The sequence below is a fragment of the Ruminococcus gauvreauii genome (assembly GCF_025151995.1).
Lineage (GTDB): Bacteria > Bacillota > Clostridia > Lachnospirales > Lachnospiraceae > Ruminococcus_G > Ruminococcus_G gauvreauii.
In genome coordinates this window covers 2,293,183-2,314,307 of record NZ_CP102290.1, presented here as the reverse complement: position 1 = coordinate 2,314,307, position 21,125 = coordinate 2,293,183, and the positions used below count along the sequence as shown (strand labels likewise).

Annotated in this window: 20 protein-coding genes; 2 read left to right on the top strand and 18 right to left on the bottom strand. The window is 48.1% G+C overall.

The window, feature by feature from the left end:
* From NQ502_RS11230 to NQ502_RS11160, 15 genes are all read right to left on the bottom strand, one after another.
* Complete coding sequence (locus NQ502_RS11230; protein WP_028528465.1) at nucleotides 1-948, bottom strand: AAA family ATPase; 948 nt, start codon at nucleotides 946-948, stop codon at nucleotides 1-3.
* A gap of 202 nt (nucleotides 949-1,150) precedes the next feature.
* Nucleotides 1,151-2,482, bottom strand: coding sequence for an MATE family efflux transporter (locus tag NQ502_RS11225; RefSeq protein WP_407691141.1), 1,332 nt, complete (start codon nucleotides 2,480-2,482; stop codon nucleotides 1,151-1,153).
* Between the two features lie 186 nt (nucleotides 2,483-2,668).
* The gene (locus NQ502_RS11220; protein ID WP_028528463.1) at nucleotides 2,669-4,249 is read right to left on the bottom strand and encodes a putative ABC exporter domain-containing protein; all 1,581 of its coding nucleotides are present in this window, start codon (nucleotides 4,247-4,249) and stop codon (nucleotides 2,669-2,671) included.
* Nucleotides 4,246-4,953 carry an ABC transporter ATP-binding protein gene (locus NQ502_RS11215; RefSeq protein ID WP_028528462.1) on the bottom strand — a complete coding sequence of 236 codons (708 nt, stop codon included), beginning with the start codon at nucleotides 4,951-4,953 and terminating at the stop codon, nucleotides 4,246-4,248. Before NQ502_RS11215 ends, NQ502_RS11220 begins: the two co-directional genes overlap by 4 nt.
* Nucleotides 4,954-4,977: 24 nt before the next feature.
* Nucleotides 4,978-5,805, bottom strand: coding sequence for a putative ABC transporter permease (locus NQ502_RS11210; RefSeq protein ID WP_028528461.1), 828 nt, complete (start codon nucleotides 5,803-5,805; stop codon nucleotides 4,978-4,980).
* A gap of 16 nt (nucleotides 5,806-5,821) precedes the next feature.
* A complete protein-coding gene (locus NQ502_RS11205; RefSeq protein ID WP_028528460.1) occupies nucleotides 5,822-6,634 on the bottom strand; it encodes an EFR1 family ferrodoxin in 813 nt (270 codons plus the stop codon).
* 139 nt (nucleotides 6,635-6,773) lie between these two features.
* Nucleotides 6,774-7,466 carry a 50S ribosomal protein L1 gene (rplA, locus tag NQ502_RS11200; RefSeq protein WP_028528459.1) on the bottom strand — a complete coding sequence of 231 codons (693 nt, stop codon included), beginning with the start codon at nucleotides 7,464-7,466 and terminating at the stop codon, nucleotides 6,774-6,776.
* A 94-nt stretch (nucleotides 7,467-7,560) separates the two neighbouring features.
* A complete protein-coding gene (rplK, locus tag NQ502_RS11195) occupies nucleotides 7,561-7,986 on the bottom strand; it encodes a 50S ribosomal protein L11 (protein ID WP_028528458.1) in 426 nt (141 codons plus the stop codon).
* A gap of 74 nt (nucleotides 7,987-8,060) precedes the next feature.
* Nucleotides 8,061-8,576 (bottom strand): transcription termination/antitermination protein NusG, encoded by a 516-nt coding sequence (nusG, locus tag NQ502_RS11190; protein WP_028528457.1) that lies wholly within the window; start codon nucleotides 8,574-8,576, stop codon nucleotides 8,061-8,063.
* A gap of 16 nt (nucleotides 8,577-8,592) precedes the next feature.
* Nucleotides 8,593-8,790, bottom strand: a complete 198-nt coding sequence (gene secE / locus NQ502_RS11185) for a preprotein translocase subunit SecE (RefSeq protein ID WP_028528456.1) — start codon at nucleotides 8,788-8,790, stop codon at nucleotides 8,593-8,595.
* An 18-nt stretch (nucleotides 8,791-8,808) separates the two neighbouring features.
* Nucleotides 8,809-8,973 carry a 50S ribosomal protein L33 gene (rpmG, locus tag NQ502_RS11180; RefSeq protein WP_083963268.1) on the bottom strand — a complete coding sequence of 55 codons (165 nt, stop codon included), beginning with the start codon at nucleotides 8,971-8,973 and terminating at the stop codon, nucleotides 8,809-8,811.
* Nucleotides 8,974-9,173: 200 nt separating this feature from the next.
* Nucleotides 9,174-9,749: a cytidylate kinase-like family protein gene (locus NQ502_RS11175; protein WP_028528455.1), complete on the bottom strand. Its 576-nt coding sequence runs from the start codon at nucleotides 9,747-9,749 to the stop codon at nucleotides 9,174-9,176.
* 28 nt (nucleotides 9,750-9,777) lie between these two features.
* Nucleotides 9,778-11,040 carry a benzoate/H(+) symporter BenE family transporter gene (locus NQ502_RS11170; RefSeq protein ID WP_044983211.1) on the bottom strand — a complete coding sequence of 421 codons (1,263 nt, stop codon included), beginning with the start codon at nucleotides 11,038-11,040 and terminating at the stop codon, nucleotides 9,778-9,780.
* A 28-nt stretch (nucleotides 11,041-11,068) separates the two neighbouring features.
* Complete coding sequence (locus NQ502_RS11165; RefSeq protein WP_028528454.1) at nucleotides 11,069-12,424, bottom strand: MFS transporter; 1,356 nt, start codon at nucleotides 12,422-12,424, stop codon at nucleotides 11,069-11,071.
* Between the two features lie 24 nt (nucleotides 12,425-12,448).
* Nucleotides 12,449-13,603 (bottom strand): uroporphyrinogen decarboxylase family protein, encoded by a 1,155-nt coding sequence (locus NQ502_RS11160; RefSeq protein WP_028528453.1) that lies wholly within the window; start codon nucleotides 13,601-13,603, stop codon nucleotides 12,449-12,451.
* 365 nt (nucleotides 13,604-13,968) lie between these two features.
* On the opposite strand from NQ502_RS11160, the gene NQ502_RS11155 reads away from it, so the two are divergent.
* Complete coding sequence (locus NQ502_RS11155) at nucleotides 13,969-15,099, top strand: sugar diacid recognition domain-containing protein (RefSeq protein WP_028528452.1); 1,131 nt, start codon at nucleotides 13,969-13,971, stop codon at nucleotides 15,097-15,099.
* 85 nt (nucleotides 15,100-15,184) lie between these two features.
* Entirely contained in the window at nucleotides 15,185-17,800 is a 2,616-nt protein-coding gene (locus tag NQ502_RS11150; RefSeq protein WP_028528451.1) for a polysaccharide pyruvyl transferase family protein, read from the top strand.
* Here the strand turns inward: NQ502_RS11150 and NQ502_RS11145 are convergent.
* The 3 genes from NQ502_RS11145 to NQ502_RS11135 form a co-directional block, all read right to left on the bottom strand.
* Nucleotides 17,755-19,050: an MFS transporter gene (locus NQ502_RS11145; protein WP_044983210.1), complete on the bottom strand. Its 1,296-nt coding sequence runs from the start codon at nucleotides 19,048-19,050 to the stop codon at nucleotides 17,755-17,757. The two genes, NQ502_RS11150 and NQ502_RS11145, sit on opposite strands and share 46 nt — an antisense overlap.
* A 74-nt stretch (nucleotides 19,051-19,124) precedes the next feature.
* Nucleotides 19,125-19,799 carry a TetR/AcrR family transcriptional regulator gene (locus tag NQ502_RS11140; RefSeq protein WP_028528450.1) on the bottom strand — a complete coding sequence of 225 codons (675 nt, stop codon included), beginning with the start codon at nucleotides 19,797-19,799 and terminating at the stop codon, nucleotides 19,125-19,127.
* 76 nt (nucleotides 19,800-19,875) lie between these two features.
* Nucleotides 19,876-20,922, bottom strand: coding sequence for an RpnC/YadD family protein (locus NQ502_RS11135; RefSeq protein ID WP_049898112.1), 1,047 nt, complete (start codon nucleotides 20,920-20,922; stop codon nucleotides 19,876-19,878).
* Between the last annotated feature and the right edge of the window lie 203 nt (nucleotides 20,923-21,125).

The window sequence follows — 21,125 nt, the reverse complement described above, 5'->3', positions numbered from 1 at the left end:
CTATTTCCTCTTGAGCAATGGTTTTGGAACGCTCTCCAGAATATCTTCCATGATGTCTTCCCGGCTCATCCCGTCCATGCGCCCCCGCACGTTCATCTGAATCCTGTGCCGGACTACCGCCGGAAACTGACTGATCACATCGGCCGGGGATACGAATTCATTTCCCTGCAGCCAGGCGATCGCACGCGCCATCTTCACCAGCGCAATCGTTCCCCTGGGGCTCGCGCCCATTTCAAGGTATTTGCTTTCCCTGGTGGCAGTGATCAGTCTTACAATATATTCATAGATTGAGTCATGGATATACACTCTGGAAACTTCGCTCTGCATATCCAGCAGCTGTTCCATCGTGACTCTCGCTCTCAGGCTGTCCGTCCTCGTCCCTTCCTCGACCTCCTTAGCCATGGCGAGTTCACTCTTAAAATCCGGGTATCCCATTGTCATGCATACCATAAAACGGTCCATCTGCGCCGGCGGCAGCATCTGCGTGCCGGCAGACCCATAGGGGTTCTGCGTTGCTATTACAAAAAACGGGAACGGCACGATCCTGGTCACCCCGTCCACCGTCACCTGTTTCTCCTCCATCACTTCCAGAAGCGCAGACTGCGTCTTCGGGGACGTACGATTGATCTCATCCGCGAGCAGCAGATTGCAGAAGACTGCTCCCGGCTGGTAGACGAATTTCTGCACATCCTTTTTATATACGGAAAATCCTGTGAGGTCGGACGGCAGAACGTCCGGTGTGAACTGCACACGTTTCCATTTTAATCCCATCATTTTCGAAAATGCCAGCGCCAGCGTCGTCTTCCCTACTCCCGGAATGTCTTCCAGCAATATGTGTCCGCCGGCGAGCAGCGCCGCCAGTGCCTCCAAGGTAAAGATTTCTTTTCCCAGGATCGCCTGGTTGGCACCCGCCAGTATATCCCAGGCTGTATCTCTGTTCTTGCTCATTTTATATTCCCTCCGAATTATGATCTCCCTCACCTGTCTATTGTATCATACTACCGGGACTTAACTGGAGGTCAAGTGATAATATGTGAAATTTTTGTTAAACCGTTACTATTCACAGCTGATCTGGAGCCTCAAAGAGGCGACGAATGCGCATGTGGGTGGTGGGCTGTGAATAGTAACCTTAAACCAGCCCAATACCCCATTATGCCCTGCCAAGCCGTCTCGTATACCGCACGATCAGCCAGATCACAGGAATTGCTAATAAAAGCTCTGTGAGCGGCATCGCAAACCACATCGCGTCTGCACCTGCAGCCGCGGGCAGGACATAGATCAGGATTCCGCTGATCAGCGTACCCCGGGCAAACGACACCAGAAAGGACGCCGCCGGTTTCATGAGCGCCTGAAAATAGTAGGTGGAAAATATATTCAGCGGAAGCAGCAGAAAAGAGATTCCGTAACACCTGATGATAAAAGGCGCGATTTCCAGGACCGCCTCCGTGGGTGCCATGAATATCCGCACGAATCCATTCGGAAAGCAAATCGCCGCAGCCGTCCAGGCAACACCGAAGAAGGCACATGTCAGCAGCGCATATTTCAGGGTCTCTCTGATCCGCCCCCATTTTTCCGCACCGAAATTCATCGAGATGACCGGCTGTGCCGCCTGTCCCGCGCTGTATGCACAGCACTGCACGATGGTGCTGATATTTACAATGATTCCGTAGACCGCAAGGGCATCGGGACCCGAATATCTCATGATCTGGCGGTTGAACAGCATGGTCAGTATTCCCATTGCGATATCGATAAAGAATGTGGAAAATCCGGTGACAATGACACGCCGCAGTTGCTCCGCCGTCCGTGCCGGCCAAACCAGCCTGAGCGAACATCTCTTTGTGAAAAAATGGGTCCCCATCACCAGAAAAGTGATCAGCGCCCCCAGGGCCGTCGCAAGTCCGGCGCCGAAAATCCCCATATCAAACGCAAATACAAAGATATAGTCACCGGCAATGTTAAAAATCCCTCCGGCGAGAACACCCGCCGTCGCAAGCCCCGGATTCCCGTCATTTCTCAAAAAAGCCGCAAGCATCTGGTTAAAAAGAAACAGCGGTACGGCAAATTTGACCGGGAGCAGGTATCTCCTGGCGAGTGGAAGCAGCGTCTCCTCCGCCCCGAACAGCGTCAGGAGCTGACTGTCAAAAAAGCTGATGCCGATCCAGCTGACAGCTGCAAAGATCACGGTACCGAGCAGTGCGGCTGTAAAATACTCGTTTGCACTGTCCGCTTCCGACCCCCTTCGTCCTTTTTCCGTGGCAAACAGAACCGACCCGCCGATGCCCGTAAGCAGCCCCAGACTGTATATGATATTCCACACCGGAGCAACCACCGCGAGTGCCGCCGTACCGCCCGGCCCCTGATACTGTCCCACCATCGCCATATCCACCAGACCATAGATGGAACTGATCATGGCGCTCCCAAAAGCCGCCGCCAGATATTTAACATAAACCGTCCTGATCTTCCCCTGCAACAGATTCATCATAACCTCCTTCGTATGTTCCGTCCTAACACAAAAGCCGGATAAAATAACAGACATCTCAGCCTGTCACCTTATCCGGCTTACCATTTCCATCGAATGATTCGCCCTCCGAGTGAGCAAGAAAATTATAGTATAAACAAAATAATATGTCAAGATTTGTACGAATATCCTCCGGGCACTTTCCGTTTACTATCTGTCTCTCGGTTTCATCGTCGGAAGATCACAGTTGCCCAGTACTCCCTTAGACAGCAGAAAGCAAACAGCCCCTGCGATCAGCTCCCATGCCGACAGCACAAAGAATCCAGCCGCCATTCCAGGCGTTCCCCCTATCGCAGCCGCCGTTATCACTGCCGCTGCCACCCCCGGCGCAATGATGAGCATAACCGCAAGGCAGTAGATCATGATCAGCAGGCCGCTGCTTATATTCGCTCCGGTAAAACGCATCGACAGATAATTAACGCCGAGCAAAAGCACGGAGAACAGCGTATACACCACGATACTGCCCAGCATCAGAACCGCACCGGTCCCTGTCAGCACACCGCCGATTCCGAAGATCAGTACGCTCTCGAGCAGTGTTTTCGCCACCGTCTCCATATTGCTCCATATGATCTTCTTAAACGAAGATTCCGGTATCATATAGATATAATGTGTATACGTCTCCCGCAGCCCCCGTCCTGTCCCGATCAGGAATATCTGCATCCACATCAGGATCTGCAGGACCATCATCAGTTCCCCCGTCATATACATCACCACGATCGACGAGATCACGATGATCACGGAAGTAAACGTCAGGAATCCCAGCCGGCTCTGCCGAAAGCTTTCCCGCATATGTTTTCCGAACAATGCTGCCGCACCGCTGCCGGAGATGCCTGTCTTCGACACTTTTACATGCTTTCTGGTATTCTGCGCTTCATTGATATTGCCGGATGCGGCTGCTCTTTTTTTCTCGAACACGGTCTCGGTCGCCACCAGCGTATCCTCATAGTAGTCCATTCTGCTCATCAATATGTAGACGATCATGCAAATGCCAAGCACCAGATTCGCACCCAGATACAGCAGTCCCCGCAGAAGCTGTCCCTGAAAGAGATCTGTCACACCCGCAGCCGTCCATCCGGCTATCGGTACAAGCTTCATAAACGGTGAACGGACCGCCAGTTGAAGTGTACCCGGGAAATCCTGCGTCTCAATCATTTTTACCGCCATAAACACGGCCAGCGGCACAAACATGAGGATTGCGGCGATCTTTGCCGTCATCTTTCTGCGCGGCCTGCTGTTAGTCACATTGTAGAGAAGCAGCGATACGATGGAGAGGACGATGACATCCATCATAAAGCAGAGCCAGACGAGAAGAAGTCCCCCAAAATCGATGCCGAACATGGCGAACGTACTCGCCTGAAACAGCAGGAAAAAGCCCGCAAAAAATGCGACCTTTGCCAGACGCAGAATCCCGTACAGCAGGATTTTCCTGGGGCTGACCGGTGACACAAAAAGAAGATTGACATCATTCATCTCAAAGATCTGGTCGCCCCCCGAAACTCCCTTTGCCACGCCGATTCCGACAAAAAATGTAATAAATGCAAACAGGACTCCGGTGAACACAAACATCGGCGCCCGCTCTTCGATACCGGGTTCTGTAAAAAACGACATCACTGCAACGCCTGCGATCAACGCGATGATAAACAGGTACATGATAAATTTTCCCGGTTTTTTCATGAGCTCTTTCAGACTGTTTTTGGTACTTTTCAGGATGATATAGATGAGACTGTTCATTTATCTTTTTCTTCCCCCTCTGTGATTGAAAAGTAGATGTCCTCCAGCGTCTGATCATCTGATAATTCGCCCCTGCGGCACAGCGCGGCGATCTTTCCGTCCTTCATAATGCAGGTCGTATCCCAGTCCTCTTCCACACTGTCGATCATATGAGTACTGACCAGAAGCGCGCAGCCGCCCTTCTTAAGGTCGGCTATCATATGCTTAATCTCACGAATCCCGTGCGGATCCAGTCCCACCAGAGGCTCATCCAGTATCACGACATCGGGACGCGGCAGTACGGCACAGCAGACACTCACTTTCTGCTGCATTCCCTTGGAGAGCTCTTTCCCCAGTTTGTTCTTCTTATCCGTCAGCTCAAACCGTTCAAGCAGTTCCTCGGCGTAGGACTCCCAGTCCTTCAGCCGGTATGCCTTTGCGATAAATTCCAGATGCTCATACACCGTCAGCATAGGATAGAGCGCCGGCACTTCCGGTACATAGCCAAGCCTGCGCTTCGCCTGGGCAGAATGGTTATCGAATCCATCCACGGTGATTTCTCCCTCAAAACGGAGAAGTCCGCAGATCGATTTGATCAGAGTCGACTTTCCGGCGCCGTTCGGCCCGAGCAGTACTGTCAGTTCTCCAGGTTCGATACTGAGCGATACCCTGTCATTGGCCAGAAGTTTTCCATATTTTTTTGATACATTCTCTATCTTGATCACACATATACTCCTTTTACTGTTATGCTATTTCCTCTTCGATTCTTTGATCAGCTGTTTCAGGTCTTCCAGTGCAGACTGGTATCTGCTTGACACCATGGTGGGATTTCCGAGGATACGTCCCCTGTGTTTTCTGCGCGGAGGATTTTTAAGGCTCCGCAGTTTTTCCATCGCATCATTCACTGCTGATTTCAGCTCGTCCAGTTTCTGCATCGGAGCCGGCTGTTCATCCCCGTTCTTCCCTTCGGGCTTCACATCCGCGAATGCCACCAGGGCGTCCAGACGCCGCTGCATGACTGCCAGGTCTTCCTTCGCCCTGTCGATCTTATCCAGCAGGCTGCGCAGATTCAGTGCGCCTATGAACGAAATCGTAAAATCCGTTGCAATATAAGAGCTCAGAGCCAGCACTGCGATCAGCGCCGCAAAAGGCGGAAGCCAGTTCAGAAACGTGTCGATCGGTTTATGCACAAACCGCGTCATGAGTATCGTAAAAACACCCCAGGCAAGCGAAGAACCCAGACAGATATATCCCCTGTAATTAAATTTCTTGGAACTGTAATCCCAGTACCTGACCTTAAACAGAGCCTCCATCAGTATCCCCGTGACCAATTCCAGCAGGGTGGCGCCTATCATACCGGATACGAACGTTAATGCCAGATTGTCCTGGTAAGGCGCCGACGCAACCAGCATCATGACCGCACCGCTGCCGTAAATGGGCAGAAACGGACCGTGCATGAAACCCCGGTTGATCCACTGCTGTTTCTTGACTGAAACGTAGGCGCTCTCCCAGCACCACCCGATAAAACAGTAAATATAAAAGCACAGTAGCCACTGAACGATTGAGTATTGATACATTACCAAATATCCTCCCTTATAACCATACGCCGCACTCTCCCCGCCCTGTCAGGCGCTTTTCCAGATCTTCTTTGTGAAACAGAAAATCTCTGTCCGTATAATACCTGGCCTTCTGCGGACATTTTTTAATGCAGGCCCCGCACTTGATACAGATACCCGTATATTCGCGGACATCTTCACTGGAAATAGAACCCATGGGGCAGACTTTTGCACATATCCCGCAGTTATCACAGTTTTCATTTACAAGAGACCTCACCCGGCGAATATCGATGGGCCTGCCGTCCGGTCCCTTCGGTTTAAAGTACTCCGACTGCGGACTCTCCCCCGGCACCTCAATTCGTTTCCCGGCCGTCCCCCTGCGTATCTTATCTGCAAGTCTCAATGCAAACTGATCAGCAAATGCAAGATCTTCATCATCTGGTCTTCCCTTCGCAAGCACATCCGAAAACGCGTGTTCTCCGACAAATGCGGCCGCCGCCGTACAGACAAACCCGTCCCCCGTTAAGAGATCCCTCAGTTCCGCAAGCGCATCATCAAAATTCCGGTTTCCATACAGGACAACCGGAACCGCCTTGGCACCATTTCCGCGCACTGTCTTCAGAAACGGGAGCAGTACATTTGGAACACGCCCCGCATACACCGGGGTCCCAAACACCACAAGATCCCGCTCAGTAAATGCGTACGCCTCCTCTCTTGCCGCCGGACGAGTAAAATTACACGTTCTCCGCCCGCATGCAAGTTCCTCTGCCAGCTTATCCGCGATGCGGCAGACTGTTGTTTTCGTTGTATCCGTAGCACTGAAATACATTGCCCATACGTTCTCTGTCATACTCAATCCTCCAGAAATCGCCCGGTGTCCTGCACTGACTGCAAAACATGGCTGATTTCCTCCCTTATTCAATATCCCGTTTATTATAACACAAAGGACGGTGTTTTCACACCGTCCTTTGTCCGAAACCGGTTTATGATTAAACCAGTTTCATTGTATTGATTTTTACGCCCGGTCCCATTGTCGGAGCGATCGTTACGCTCTTTAAAAAGGTTCCCTTCAATGCGCTTGGTTTTGCTTTGTTGATAGCATCTATAAGCGTCTGGAAGTTGTCCGCTAACTGCTCCTCTGAGAAAGAAGCTTTTCCAATTGGCACGTGAATGATATTTGTCTTGTCAAGACGATATTCAATCTTACCGGCTTTGATATCCTGAACAGCTTTTGTAACATCCATCGTTACTGTTCCGGCCTTCGGGTTTGGCATCAGGCCTTTCGGTCCAAGGACACGTCCCAGGCGGCCGACAACGCCCATCATATCCGGTGTAGCAACAACTACATCGAAATCAAACCAGTTTTCGTTCTGAATCTTCGGAATCAGTTCCTCTGCTCCTACGAATTCAGCTCCTGCTGCTTTTGCCTCCTCTGCCTTTGCATCTTTTGCAAATACAAGGACACGAACCTGTTTACCGGTTCCGTGAGGAAGAACAACTGCACCACGAATCTGCTGATCTGCATGACGTCCGTCACATCCTGTTCTGATATGCGCTTCGATTGTCTCGTCAAATTTTGCAACAGCTGTCTTTTTAGCTAAAGAGATGGCATCTGCCGGATCATACAGTACTGCACGATCTACTGCTTTTGCAGCTTCTAAATATTTTTTTCCATGTTTCATTTAAAATAACCTCCTGTGGTAATTGCGGGTTTTTCCCTCCCACTTATTGTTTGTCAGTTTCAATGGAAGTTTGCTTAAGACATATGTCTAAGCCTTACTCCTCAACAGTGATTCCCATGCTTCTTGCAGTTCCTTCAATCATGCTCATCGCTGATTCAACAGAACCTGCATTCAGGTCCGGCATCTTCATCTCTGCAATTTCCTGGATCTTTGCTTTGGAAATTGTAGCAACTTTTGTCTTGTTCGGAACACCCGAACCAGATTTGATGTTGCAGGCTTTTTTCAGCAGAACTGCTGCCGGCGGAGTTTTTGTAATGAAGCTGAAACTTCTGTCTGCATATACAGTGATAACAACAGGGATCAGCAGATCGCCTTTATCAGCTGTTCTGGCATTAAACTCTTTTGTGAACTGTACGATGTTGACACCATGCTGTCCAAGTGCAGGACCAACTGGTGGTGCTGGTGTTGCCTTACCAGCCGGAATCTGTAATTTAATATAACCTTCTACTTTCTTTGCCATCTTTGGCACCTCCTATGATGTGGTAATTACGGGGATTTCCCTCCCACGAGCCGAAAATTCCGACTCTTGTTACGTTACAATTTCTTGATTTCTGCGAAACTGATTTCTACCGGCGTTTCGCGGCCGAACAGCTCAACATTGATCGTCACAACCTGTTTCTGCGGATTGATACTCTGGATCATACCCGTCGTATCTTTCCATGCACCGCCTGTGACAACAACACTGTCTCCTTCTTCGAAATCGACCATGACATTCTCAGCCTGAATACCCAGGGGTTTCATCTCTTCCTCTGTCAGCGGTACCGGTTTGGATCCCGGTCCTACAAATCCTGTGACACCGCGGGTGTTTCTCACAACATACCATGTGTCATCGTTCATGACCATATTCAGCAGAACATAGCCGGGAAACATTTTCTTCTGCACCTGCTTTTTGGCACCGTTCTTCATTTCCACAACATCCTGCATGGGAACACGAACTTCCAGAATCTGATCTTCCAGGTGACGGTTTTCAATTGTTTTTTCAATATTGGCCTTCACTTTGTTTTCGTAGCCCGAATACGTATGAACTACATACCAGTTTGCTTCTGACATTTAACCACCCTTGTCCTTATTTAATCACCAGATTCATAAACTGCAGTACGAGACTGTCCAAAATCACGATAATAACTCCAAGGACAACGGTAATGGACACAACTGCTGCCATTTGTTTTCCAAGTGTCGACTTATCGGTCCAGATGATCTTTTTAAATTCAGACTTAAGCCCTTTGAACCAGCTCTTTTTCTGAGCCTTCCCAGATTCTGCCATTCTCTCACCTCTTGCCAATTACTTGGTCTCTTTGTGCATTGTGTGTGCTTTACAGAATTTACAGTACTTCTTGGTCTCCATTCTTTCAGGATGGTTCTTTTTCTCTTTTGTCATGTTGTAATTACGCTGCTTACATTCTGTACATGCCAATGTGATTTTTACGCGCACGACTTCCACCTCCATGTGTTCTTTTGCGTTTTACGACAGTCATTTTTTTAGACATAAAAAAAAGACCTACTTCCACGTCGTTACATAAACATACCATGTAAAGTCCTGTTTTGTCAAGTATTTTCAGGAAAAATACGGCTGTATATTCAGCCATACCAGAATCTCAGCAGGAAACAAGCCTGCCGGGCGGACAGGCTTGTTTCCCAAAACTTTTATTATATATGTGACTGCATGCTTTGAATATAATATGATATGAAATTCAACGTCTGCTCTATACCCAGTCTGCCCGTATCAAGTGTCAGGTGATACTCATCTGCACTCTTCCAGTTTCCTTTCATATAATATTGATAAAATTTCTCTTTTCTTTTGTCTTCTTTGTCAATCAGCTTCTCCGCCCTGGATGCATTGAGATCACACATCTCCATGACCTTTTGTATCCTCTTCTCTTTATCCGAATGAAGAAATACACTGACAAGGTCCGTTCTGTCCCGCAGAATATAGTTTGCACCCATTCCGAGTATGATGCATGGCTGCCGTCCTGCAATCTTTTTCATCTGAGAAAACGGAATCTCTCCTATTTGCGTACAACTGTAGTTTTCCGCGATTGCATACAGCAGGCTGTCATAATACTCCTCAGTCAGAAACATTTTCATGTCCTCATAAAGACCGCTTTTTTCAGCCTCTTCCCTCAGTCCTTCCTTGTCATACAGTCGGATTCCGAGCTTCTTTGCAAGATGTTCGCCGATCTCCGGCGCTCCGCTTGCATATTCCTGCGAGATTGTAAGAATCATAGTCTGTCCTCTCCCCGTTCCTGTTTCATCAGCTGCGGCTGGCTTTTAAATCCTGCGGTTCAACTACGACTGCAATGATTACGCCGATCAGCAGAGCCCAGAAAGCAGAGCCTATCCCCAAAAAAGATAACTGTGACAGCGCCACAATAAACGCGATCACCGCAGAAAGCTGAAATCTTCCCGCCTGAAAGGCGCTCTGAAGAGAGCTTAAGATCACTCCGATCAGAGACAGTCCGCCAATGATGTAAATCAGATTGATCGGTATGGTATCCAAAAACGGTACGACAATGCTGGCAAATATCGCCACAAACGACGTAAAGATCATACAGATGACAGCCGCCGCATAGCGGTCTTCCTTGGGTCCTGATTCCGGTGATGCCGTCATCGCCGTCATAGGTCCTGCAATATTTGCATTATGCCCGCCAAACAGAGAAGCAATCATACCGCCGATACCCGATATCACAGTCATGGCTTTGACGGGAGGTTCATATCCCTGCCCCTGTAATACACCGACCGCCTGCGTGTTTTCTGCACCGATGACCAGCAGGGTCAGCGGTATCGTAATGGAAATAATGACCTTTCCGAAGCTTTCGAATGAATAGCCTACAAACCTCGGACCGCTCCATTTTAATCCTGCCAGCGCACTGGTATCGTAAAGCCCGCATGCCAGCACGCCAACCACCACGATCACCAGCGCTGCCAATACCGGCGGAACTGCCGGAATCTTCAGCCGTGTAAATACAATCCATGCTGCAATCGCCAGAATGCCGATCAGCAGCATCTGAACATTCGTCGCCTGTGAGAGATCTGAAGACCAGTTAAAAAGATACTGCACGATATTTGTTCCAAACTTAAACAGACAACCGGCCGTCATTCCCATGACAATCGGCATGGGAATAAATTTCATCACCCTGCTGACGACTCCGCTCACGCCGAGCAGCAGCACAATGATTCCCGACAGCAGATATCCCGTACACAGCTGCGGCAGCGTCAGACCTGCCGTTACACCGGAGACGGCAATCGCCGCCCCGGAAATAGACCACGCCCCCGGTATCGGCGTCTTATATTTCAGTGAAAGAATCAGGCCGTTCAGGCATCCAAGTCCCCAGCAGGCAAAAATCCAGGAAATAACCGTCTCTCTTGACCATCCGCAGTCATTGCCATAGGCATACAGCAGTAACGCAAAACACCATCCCGCAACACCGGTCACAACACCCTGTGTGACACTCTTGATATGAACATGCTTTGGAAAATCTTTAATGCCATCTATAATCCGATGTTGATTATCCATAACTTAAGCCCCCTTTAAAAAGCCCCTTTTACCTGTTGATCTCCTCAACGCTGCGTCCCTTGGTCTCCGTGCCGAATACCAGAGTGGAAACCGCGCCGATCACAAACACAACAGATGCCAGAATGAAAATATAGATCTGCGGCATATTCGCCTGCATCATGGCACCGAACAGTGTCGGCGCGATCAGCGACGCCATTCGCCCGGCAGATGAGGTTGTTCCCGTACCAATACCGCGGATACGTGTCGGGAACACTTCCGAAGCATAGGTGTAGATCAGCGACCAGATACCAAAGCTGAACATCTGCAGCAGACCGCCGAAGATGATAATCTGTGTCATACTTGTGGCCCCGCCGTACATATAGGAAAAGACGGCAGCCAGAATCAGATAGGAAAAGATCATCTTTTTACGTCCGACAATCTCCACCAAATAAGTAGCGATCAGGTAACCTGGAATCGCCGGCAGATACATCAGAATTACAAAACCATTGGACTTCACCACATCAAAACCCTTTCCAACCAGGAGGTCCGAAATCCATGTGTTGAGCCCATAATGACCAAACAATACACAGAACCATAAGATCCACATGGTCAGAGTTTTCCGCGTCTGATCTTTGGATTCAAACAGCTGAGCAAACTTGGATTTGCCTGAATTGTCGGCAACTTCTGCCACCGGGTCTGGAATCGGGGCCAGTGCCTTGCCTATGCATGCCTTTACCTTATCCTCATAATTGGATACAATGCGCTTTGCCTCCTCTATATTTCCTTTCATTTCATGCCATCTCGCCGATTCAGGAATCAGGAAAATGACGATGAAAATGCACAGTCCGCCAAGTCCCTGGGCCAGGAATACTGCGCGCCACGGGAAGAACATCTGAAGAATCCATCCATACAGCCCGGCAACGATGCATGCAAGCGGATAACCGCCTTCCAGCAGGCAGATACAGCGGCCGCGGCTCTTTGCTGGAAACAGTTCCGCCAGCATTGACTGTGTACACGGAAAATGTGCACCCATGCCGAAGCCAAGGATCAGGCGCAGCGGCCAGAACAGTGTGACGCTGCTCGTTATCGCAATGAGCAGGCTGGAGATGGACCACAGACAGATCGCCGTGATCAGCATTTTCTTACGGCCGATTTTGTCCGCCAGTAAACCGGAGATCGTCGCACCCAGAAACATACCGATATAAACGATCGTTGCCACCAGACCTTTTGTCGTCGAATCAAAACCATATTCCGCGGCAATGTTTGTCATACAGAAGGTTGTCGTGCCCAGTCCGACCGATCCCAGGATCCAGCAGATTTCGTGGCACAGCCACTGTTTCCACTGTACCGAGCACGTAGGAAGTCTCTCAAGCCGTCCGGAAATATTATTAATATTTTTTTCCATGTTGTCCCCCTTATTTAAGCCCCGTTAATATTTGCAGTTATCCTGGAACGTCTCCCACATCGCCATGAAGTTCTCAACAGGAACGTCATCCTGGATATTATGTACCGGTGAGAATACAAAACCACCGCCCGGTGCAAACAGTTCCATGTTCCGCTTGGTCTCCTCGCGCACCTCTTCCGGAGTTCCGTTCGGGAGTGTCGCCTGCGTATTGATGCCGCCGCCCCAGAATACGATGTCATTTCCGAATTCTCTCTTCAGTCTTTCCGGCTCCATATTTGCCGCGGCGATCTGAACAGGATTCAGACAGTCATAGCCTGCCTCTATGATATCCGGTATGACAGAAGTCACGGATCCGCAGGTATGCAGTGTCGTCTTGATTCCCGGCTGACGTTTCTTAATAAACTCATTCAGTTTTTTATGGAATGGGAATACCAGCTCGCGCAGGATCTCCGGTGAGCAGAAGGTCCCCCTCTGTGTGCCGAAATCATCCGCCTCTGCTGTGACATCCAGCAGTCCGTCATACTCATCAAACAGATATCCGTACCACTCAATCTTCTTGTCATACAGCTCCTGAATAAACGGTTCGCATCTCTCCGGCTCCGCCAGCATCATTGCCAGCCAGTCTTCATACCCCCAGACCAGAGGTCCCGTCTGCATAAAACCATTGCCAAACACCTGGCATGTCGTGGTGGCAAATCCTGCCGCACGATAATCCTCAAGTTCCTTTCTGGTGCCCGGCACAAGGCGGTTTGGTTTCGGGAAAATATACTTCGCGTCTTCCTCCGCACTCTCTGATCCCTTAAGCGCGCAGTCATACAGGTCATAATACAGGCCGTTCTTCTTAGGCATCCTGTAAGTTGTGCCGAAATCATTCGTATAATAGGTATAATGTTCATCTTCCCAGTTCTTTACGTAAGGGCTTACATAATCCTTCTGATATTTGACCCTTGCATTTCTGACGTCACATTTCAAAAGATCCATTACCTTGTCGGATGCGTATACTAACTGGTACGGTGTCTGGCAGATCTCGAGCTGTTCCTCTTTTAATCCAAAATAATCCAGCAGTTTCACATAAAAATATTTGGTAAATTTGCAGGCATGCCCTGATCCCAGATCAAGCGGAATGCGGTCAGGTTCTTTGTGGTCCAGTGCCATTTTCAATCTTTCGCGTGAATTCATATACGTATCCTCCTATCTGTAATGTATTCCCGATACAACTAAAACCCGCAAGATGCATTGTTCCTCTTTGCAATACAATAAACAAATCGAAAATAACGATGTGTATTTTGCAAGATTTTAGAATTTTTAATCTACATTCATATAATATCTTACTTTTACGTTTTTGTATATATTATTATGTTTCAAAATTTCACAAGTTAGATTGTATCGGCGTAACATCGTCATTTATGACGATATTCTATTTTTTTGTAGATTTTTTTGTATTCTTGTCACAATGCAGGAGATTTGATTGCATTCCTTGTTTCAATAGACTAAAATATAAGACATACAGAGAAACCTGCATATATTAACGGAGAATTTACGCCATGCTGGAAAAAGAATTTGCACAGCGCTTTATCGAAAAGATCAGCGAATATACGGATTTGAAATTTATGGTATTCAATACTGAGGGGATCATCATCGCGGCAACAGAGAAAGAGCGCGTCGGTGTCTTCCATGAAGCTTCCTATAATATGATCACACAGGGACTTCCTTATATTACGGTGCATCCTGAAGATGTAAAAAAATACCTCGGCGTCAAGAACGGGGTCGATATGATCATTATGAACAACAACCGGATCGTAGGGGGCATCGGTATCACGGGAATTCCGGAGGAAGTGATGGACATTATCACCATGGCAAAGATCACCATAGAAGCCATGCTGGAGCATGAGGTGTATAAAGAAGAGATGGATCAGAAAAATAACGAGAGAGACGAATTCTGCAGTCTGCTTTTAAAATCTGATTCCAAGGATACCGACAAGATCCACCTGATGGCACGGCATCAGATGATTGACCCCGGCATACCGCGATTTGCCATTATTTTCGAGGTGATCGATGAGGACTGCAGCCGCCAGAATGTCCTGGATATTTTATACAGCAGTCCGGGATTTACCCAGCAGGACATCGCCTTTATCAGCAAGAGACAGGAGATTGTTCTCTTCAAAAGCATGGACAAACCGCTGAATCAGCTCTTTACGGAATATAAAAATCATATCCGGGATTTTCTGATCCCGGTCTACGAAAAGCTTCTGAAAAAACAGATTCCGTGTCAGTATTACATCGGCAGCATGCAGAACAAACTGGAGAATTACAAGTTTTCTTACCGGCACTGTACCTGGCTCCGGGACTATGAAAATCCGCGATGCTATTTTTATGATTATATGAATGAATATATACAGTCCCAGATTCCCGCCCTCGAGATGTACGGAGTATTTAATTCTCTGGGTGATCTGATGTCTGATTCACTGAGACAGGATTTTGTCGAGATCATCACGGCGCTGAACAGCTGCAACTATAACCTGGTGGAGAGCAGCAGATCCCTGCACATCCACAAAAACACCCTGATCTTCCACCTCAATAAGATCAAGGAACTGTATAACATCAATCCTCTGCAGGACGGAGAAGATCGGGCGTTTACAGATTATCTGTGCCGGTATCTGAAATCGAAAAAATAGCTGCGGACTGATCAGCCCTGACACTGATTGACTTTCCCGAAATCCAGATGCTATACTTGATTCAGTATGAGAGGGGGAAAATATATTGAAATTAATCATATTGGGATCGGAAATGCTGAATCATGTCATCTGTGACGGTAATAGCTTTTCACCGGGTATCACACCGTGCAGAATCCCCCTTACAGCTCCTGATCCATCCAAACTCCAGTCAAAGTTATGTCCTGGTGAAAAAACCTGGCTCATCCTCGAGCTGGCAGACTTTATCCACGATGCTGTTCTGACAGAAACCGTACCGGAGATCCGTGACCGCCTGTCCGAATACATTACAGTTATTAAATCCTCTCTTGATCCGTCAAGAGTTGTTCTCGTCAGGACTTTTTATCCGCAAAAGGCTGTCGACCGGGGTCGTGTCAGTACAATATACCGCAAAAACAGAGAGCTGATCAACCGTACGCTTGCCGAAACCGAAGAATGGCTGACAGGACAGATCAAACCTGTCGTCATTGATATCGCCAGGTTCTATTACCTGGACCTGCAGAACAAGGATTACGGTCCCATTCTTTCCTACGAACCATATTTCTTTGCACATCTGAAAACAATCTTTCAGAATATTATCCTTCAGAATGTTCAGCAGTCCGTATGGGATACACGTGATTACGGACTTCTGCTTGAGCGATGGCTTGCATACTATACTTATCACAGCTTCGACTACCATGATCCCCTTTATACAGATACCATGATTGACCAGATCGTTCCCGCTTTAAATAGAGAAACAGTCAGAAAATACAGGCATGAAATATCAAAAATGGCCGTCCAAAACGCCGTTTCCCTGCATGATCTGCTGGAGACTTTTGATTTTTCAGCGTGCCGGGAATTAAAAGCACTGCTCACACTGGCAGAGCTTGTTCAGTCTGATAAATTTGCAGAGGAACTGTCGGATCTGTCATTGATCTTCCGGGAGAATCTCGGTATCCGAGATATACTGCTGACGAAACTGAAAAAGCTTTACCGCGAGGAAGGACTTATCACGCCCGAATATATTAACCTGCAGAATCTTGAAGACTTCTGGAATGCATGGGTGCTTTATCAGAAGGGAAGTTACCGCAGTGCCGCAAAGTGCCTCCTTCCTCCGCATCAGTTTTATAACATCGCAGGGTGCCGTTCTGCGTTTTCTCTGAAAAAAGCGCTCGGCAAATACAGCCTTCAGCACTCCATCGCACCCGTCGACGTGTGGGGCAGCTATCTGTCCAGAAATCTGGTGCTCGCCAGTCCGGAAGCCTACCGCGTGCAGGCACATATCAAAATCAAATACACCAATGCGCTGCATACGGACCCTGACCGCACCAGCAGGCTTCTCAGGCGCCATATGGGCTGGATCATCGTGGATATGTTTGCCTTCAGCGAAAATGTCGACATTTTAACTTCCCGGTCTCTGAATCATATAAAACAGCTGGCAGCGTCCTTCTTCCAGACGCTCCGGTCATTTTATGGAGATCATATTATCTTTAACCGGATATCGGCAGGCAGCAGGGATACTATGGCATTCCAGGATCAACTGATTAAAAAATATCATTTAATCACGGTACAGTCGTCTCTGGCTGCATATACTCCCGGAAAAGGGACACGGGACAGCCAGCTTGCAGAGATCATCAGACGCGACCAGATGATCTCTGCAGACGTACTGGTTTACTTCTACGGAAACGGCAATGTGGGCGACGATATCTTTTTTGACATTCTGGTAAACAGATATAAAGACGTGGAATTTACGGTGCTTCTGCAATCTGCCTCCGCCAAAAACTTTTGCGGCCGGTACAATAATGTAAAAATTTACAGCCAGGACAGCGTACGGGGAATTAAACGCTGCAATACATTTATTCTGATCGGCGGTTCCATGTTCATGCAGCCCTTGAACTGGTACCGTAAGATTGCTGAGATGCATCAATACCTGAAGGTTTCCCGAAGGAAATTTATGCTTGGTATCAACTTCGGACCCTACACTGACGAAAATTATCTGCGGGAATATCATAAGATATTCAGGCGCTGCAACGACGTCTGCTTCAGGGAACAGTACTCCCGTCATTTATTCAGGGATTTAAAGAATGTGCGCTGTGAAGCCGACATTGTATTCTCTCAAAGCTACAGGACCTGCGGAAACTTTGGTGCTGCAATCTCCGTCATCTCCCTCTCCCATCGGAAAGAGCTGGAGCAATACCAGGAAACGTATATCCGCAGTATGACTGTGCTTTGCCGGGACATCATCCGGGAGGGTCTGCCAGTCCGGCTCCTGTGCTTCTGCGTCAATGAGAAGGACAATGTTGCCGCAGAGGCCATCTGGGATAACCTGAATGAATCAGAAAGAGCGATGACAGAAAAGGTCTTCTATCATGGCAACCTGAATGAATTCCTGCAAATCATGGGCGGCGTTAAGTATCTGATCGGCACAAGATTTCATGCAAATGTCCTCGGATTTTTAATGCAGAAAACCGTCTATCCGGTCGTCTATTCCCAGAAGACGGTTCACATGCTGGAAGATGCCGGATTCAGCGGCGCCTGTGGTGACATCAGGCATTCTGAGCGGATCTCCTGGGGCGCCGTGAAACAAAATGAAGGATCCGGTTTAAAGAATCTGGATTCATTGAAGACCAGCGCCGGGCGTCAGTTTGCCTCACTGGACGCGCATTTTTCCAAACGGCATTCATGACTGTGCTCCCCCCGTTCCAGCTGTAAGAATGCATGTTTCGAATACATGGAAAGCAGGAAGGCAATGAGCGCAGCTCCGAACATGACGGCCTGCGGTATGTTTTTACATGCGTCAAACAACACCCCGTAGGCCGCCTGCCCCAGCGGAGATGCGCAGTTGACGACTGCCATGATGGAAGCCATGATTTTGCCGAGCAGATGGGAAGGTGACTGACGCTGTACGGCAGCACACATCTGGATCGTAAATAGTGTCGACACCGCCATGGTAAGGAAACTCATGGCACTGATCAGTATATAGCCCCAGAACTTCGGAACGAAGGAACAGAGACCAAGTCCCATAAAAGCGGCTGTGACAGAGCAGATCACAAGGAGCCAGTGGCTCTTGCCGAGTTTCCATCTGCTGCCTAGTATGCCTGTCAGGCAGCCGCCTGCCAGTCCGCCAAGCCCGAGGGCGCCCTGCGTGATTCCCAGCATGACGTCACTCATTCCCAGAATATTCACAACCATCACAGGGATACCTACGATGATAGCCGCAGACAGCACCATATTAAACAGTGCGAGGATGACGACCACCGGAATGAACACCGGTTTTTCATCATGCACGAATCGCCAGCTTTCCCGCAGATCGCCCCGAATGATCGAAAATAACCCTTCCCTGGTCTGCTGTCTCTCAACCGGAATCCGGATAAAAATCTCCATGACTGCAGAACTTATGAAGCATCCAATGCTGACCAGCAGAATGGGCGTCAGGCCCCACGTACCAAATAAGACACCGCCGATGACCGGTCCAAGCAGACTTGACAGTGTACTGACCATGTTGATCACTGCATTGGCCTGCATAAGCTGTTCCCGTTCCACAAGCACCGGAATACTGGCCTGCACAGACGGCTGATAAGTCCCCGAAATTCCATACAGAACCATCAGACAGACGATCATCAGCGGTACGATGGGCATCAGGCCATGAAGCAGATAAAAAATCAGGATCAGCCCTGCGGTTCCGAAGTCCAGACCCACCATGATATTGCGTTTGTTCATCCTGTCTGCCAGTACTCCTCCCACCAGTGAAAATAAAATCATGGGAATAAACGAGCAGGCCGTCACTGCACCGAACAGGGAAGAAGAACCTGTTTCCCTCAGCAGATAAAGAGGCAGCGCAAAACGAAGAATCGCATTGCCAAAAAGCGAAATGATCTGTCCGATTACAACCAGTGTGAAATCCTTTCCGAATAATGTCTGTTTATTAGCTTCCATAATGATCCCCCTTTTAATTAAACCGACCGTCGGTTTGTATTTATGTAAAAGTAAACTGCCTGTATCAGGGCAGTTTATTCTGTGTTTTTAGTTTTTCCTCTTTGACCCAGCAGAATCTGGCTATAGTTTATCATCGCAGCGATCATATCTTCATCCAGCAGTTCAGCCCCGATAAAAGCACCCGTAATCTGATTATATACTTCGCAGCGGGCTCTCATCTCCTCCGGGCTTGTCGGCTTCAGAAGCGGATGCAGCCAGACATCGGCCAGCATCATCAACACCTCCGCGACTTCTTTCGTATGTGTGATGCGGATGGAACCATCCGCGATCCCCTCCTCCAAAATGGGCTGGATAAAATACGGTACCACCTCGTCGTAGATATTCTGAATATTTATCACAAGGAACTTTGGACTGTCCAGCAGATAAGGAACCATACTCAGCATCGTTTCCTGATTGGTGTGAAGCAATGACGTACGAAAAATTTTTTTCAATTTTTCTATCCCGTTCAGTGTGCTGTCGTCTCTGATTCTGCTCAAAATCTTGCCGTTTTCGTCCCCGATTCGGGTACAGATCTTAACAAAGATTTCTTCCTTCGATGCAAAGTGATGGTATATTGCGCCCTTTGATAGTTTCGTCTTCTGTATAATATCCTGGAGTGTAGTTTTATCGTAACCTTTCTCTGCAAAAAGCTTCGCCGATGTATCGAGTATCCGTTTTACCGTCTCCTCCGGGTATTTATTTCTTGCCATATCACCCTCCATACAGACCGTTGGTCTGTAAAAATAGTAGCATGGATTTTATGTTATGTCAATGGCCAGAAAGATTTTATTTACCTTCCCGGCGAACCAACATATCAGCTATCTGGAGGTCTGTTCTTCTTTCATCTTCAGATATCAATGCGATCACTTTCTGTATATATACACAGTCCAGCTCCAGTTCCTCTGCTATCCGGAAAATATCATACCCCCTCCCCGCCTTTTTTCTCACCAGCGATACTACCCATTCTGATCTGCCTTCTTGCCTGCCCTCTTGCCTGCCTTCTTGCCTGCCCTCTTGCCTGCCCTCTTGCCTGCCTTCTTCAATCATCTCCTGAATCGCCTGACACATATCAATCCCTCCATTCTCATTCAGATACTCCTTTTTCTGTACCCCAAGTTCGGCAGCATTTGCCAGCACAGCAATCACATCGTACGCATCTTCCCTTAGATCTGCAAATTGGTCTTTATGAATATCTATAAATTCTTTCAGTCTGTCCCTCTTCTTTGCGTTTTGTAAGAACCCAAAAACCAGTCCCAGATCCGTCTGGAACAGGTCAATGTCCGGATACTTCAGCACTTCCAGTATATGCAGCGGATAATCCGCCACTATCTTTCTCAGATGATCGGTCCATTCTGTAAAATCCAGCAGCTCATGCAGACTTCTTGCCCCGTCCCACTGTTCTCCGAAATAAAGTACCAGTGTTATGGTTGGCAGCAGCCGGTCCTTCCGCGAAAAACCAGATAAAAATTCTGGTCCGCGCAAATCTTTCTGCTCTCTGTGCAGTTTTTTCTTTTCCCGAATCTGACGGCCGTACTCCGCGGTATCATACTCCATAACCCGCACAGGCATTGCATAATGAACTTCGCTCTGCTCCTCCACACCCATAACGATAAACTGCATCCCACAGGCTACCTTTCGCAAAATGTCACGCAGGCCGGAGCTCGTCAGAACTTCATCTGCACCTTTCCGGATGACAGTTACCTCGCTGCTCATATCCTGCACATCCTCCGCCCGAATCATGGGATCCCCTTCAAAATAAAAAACATTCATCAGATCTGCAAAACGATTCCTGTCGCTTAAATATTCCTTTGTCAATACATCCTTTTTCCGCATGCACACTTCCCTTCTTCAAATGCATGCTTTTACTTGGCATTATTATACCAAAAAGTCTTCCCTGCTGACAAGTCATACATCTGATATCTTTTAATTTAACTTGTTGGAACGGTTGGCCGAACGGCCATGAAATAACTGCATTGCTGTCTCTAAACTGTAATAGATAAATTTATATTACCATTTTTATACCATCTGTACAATCT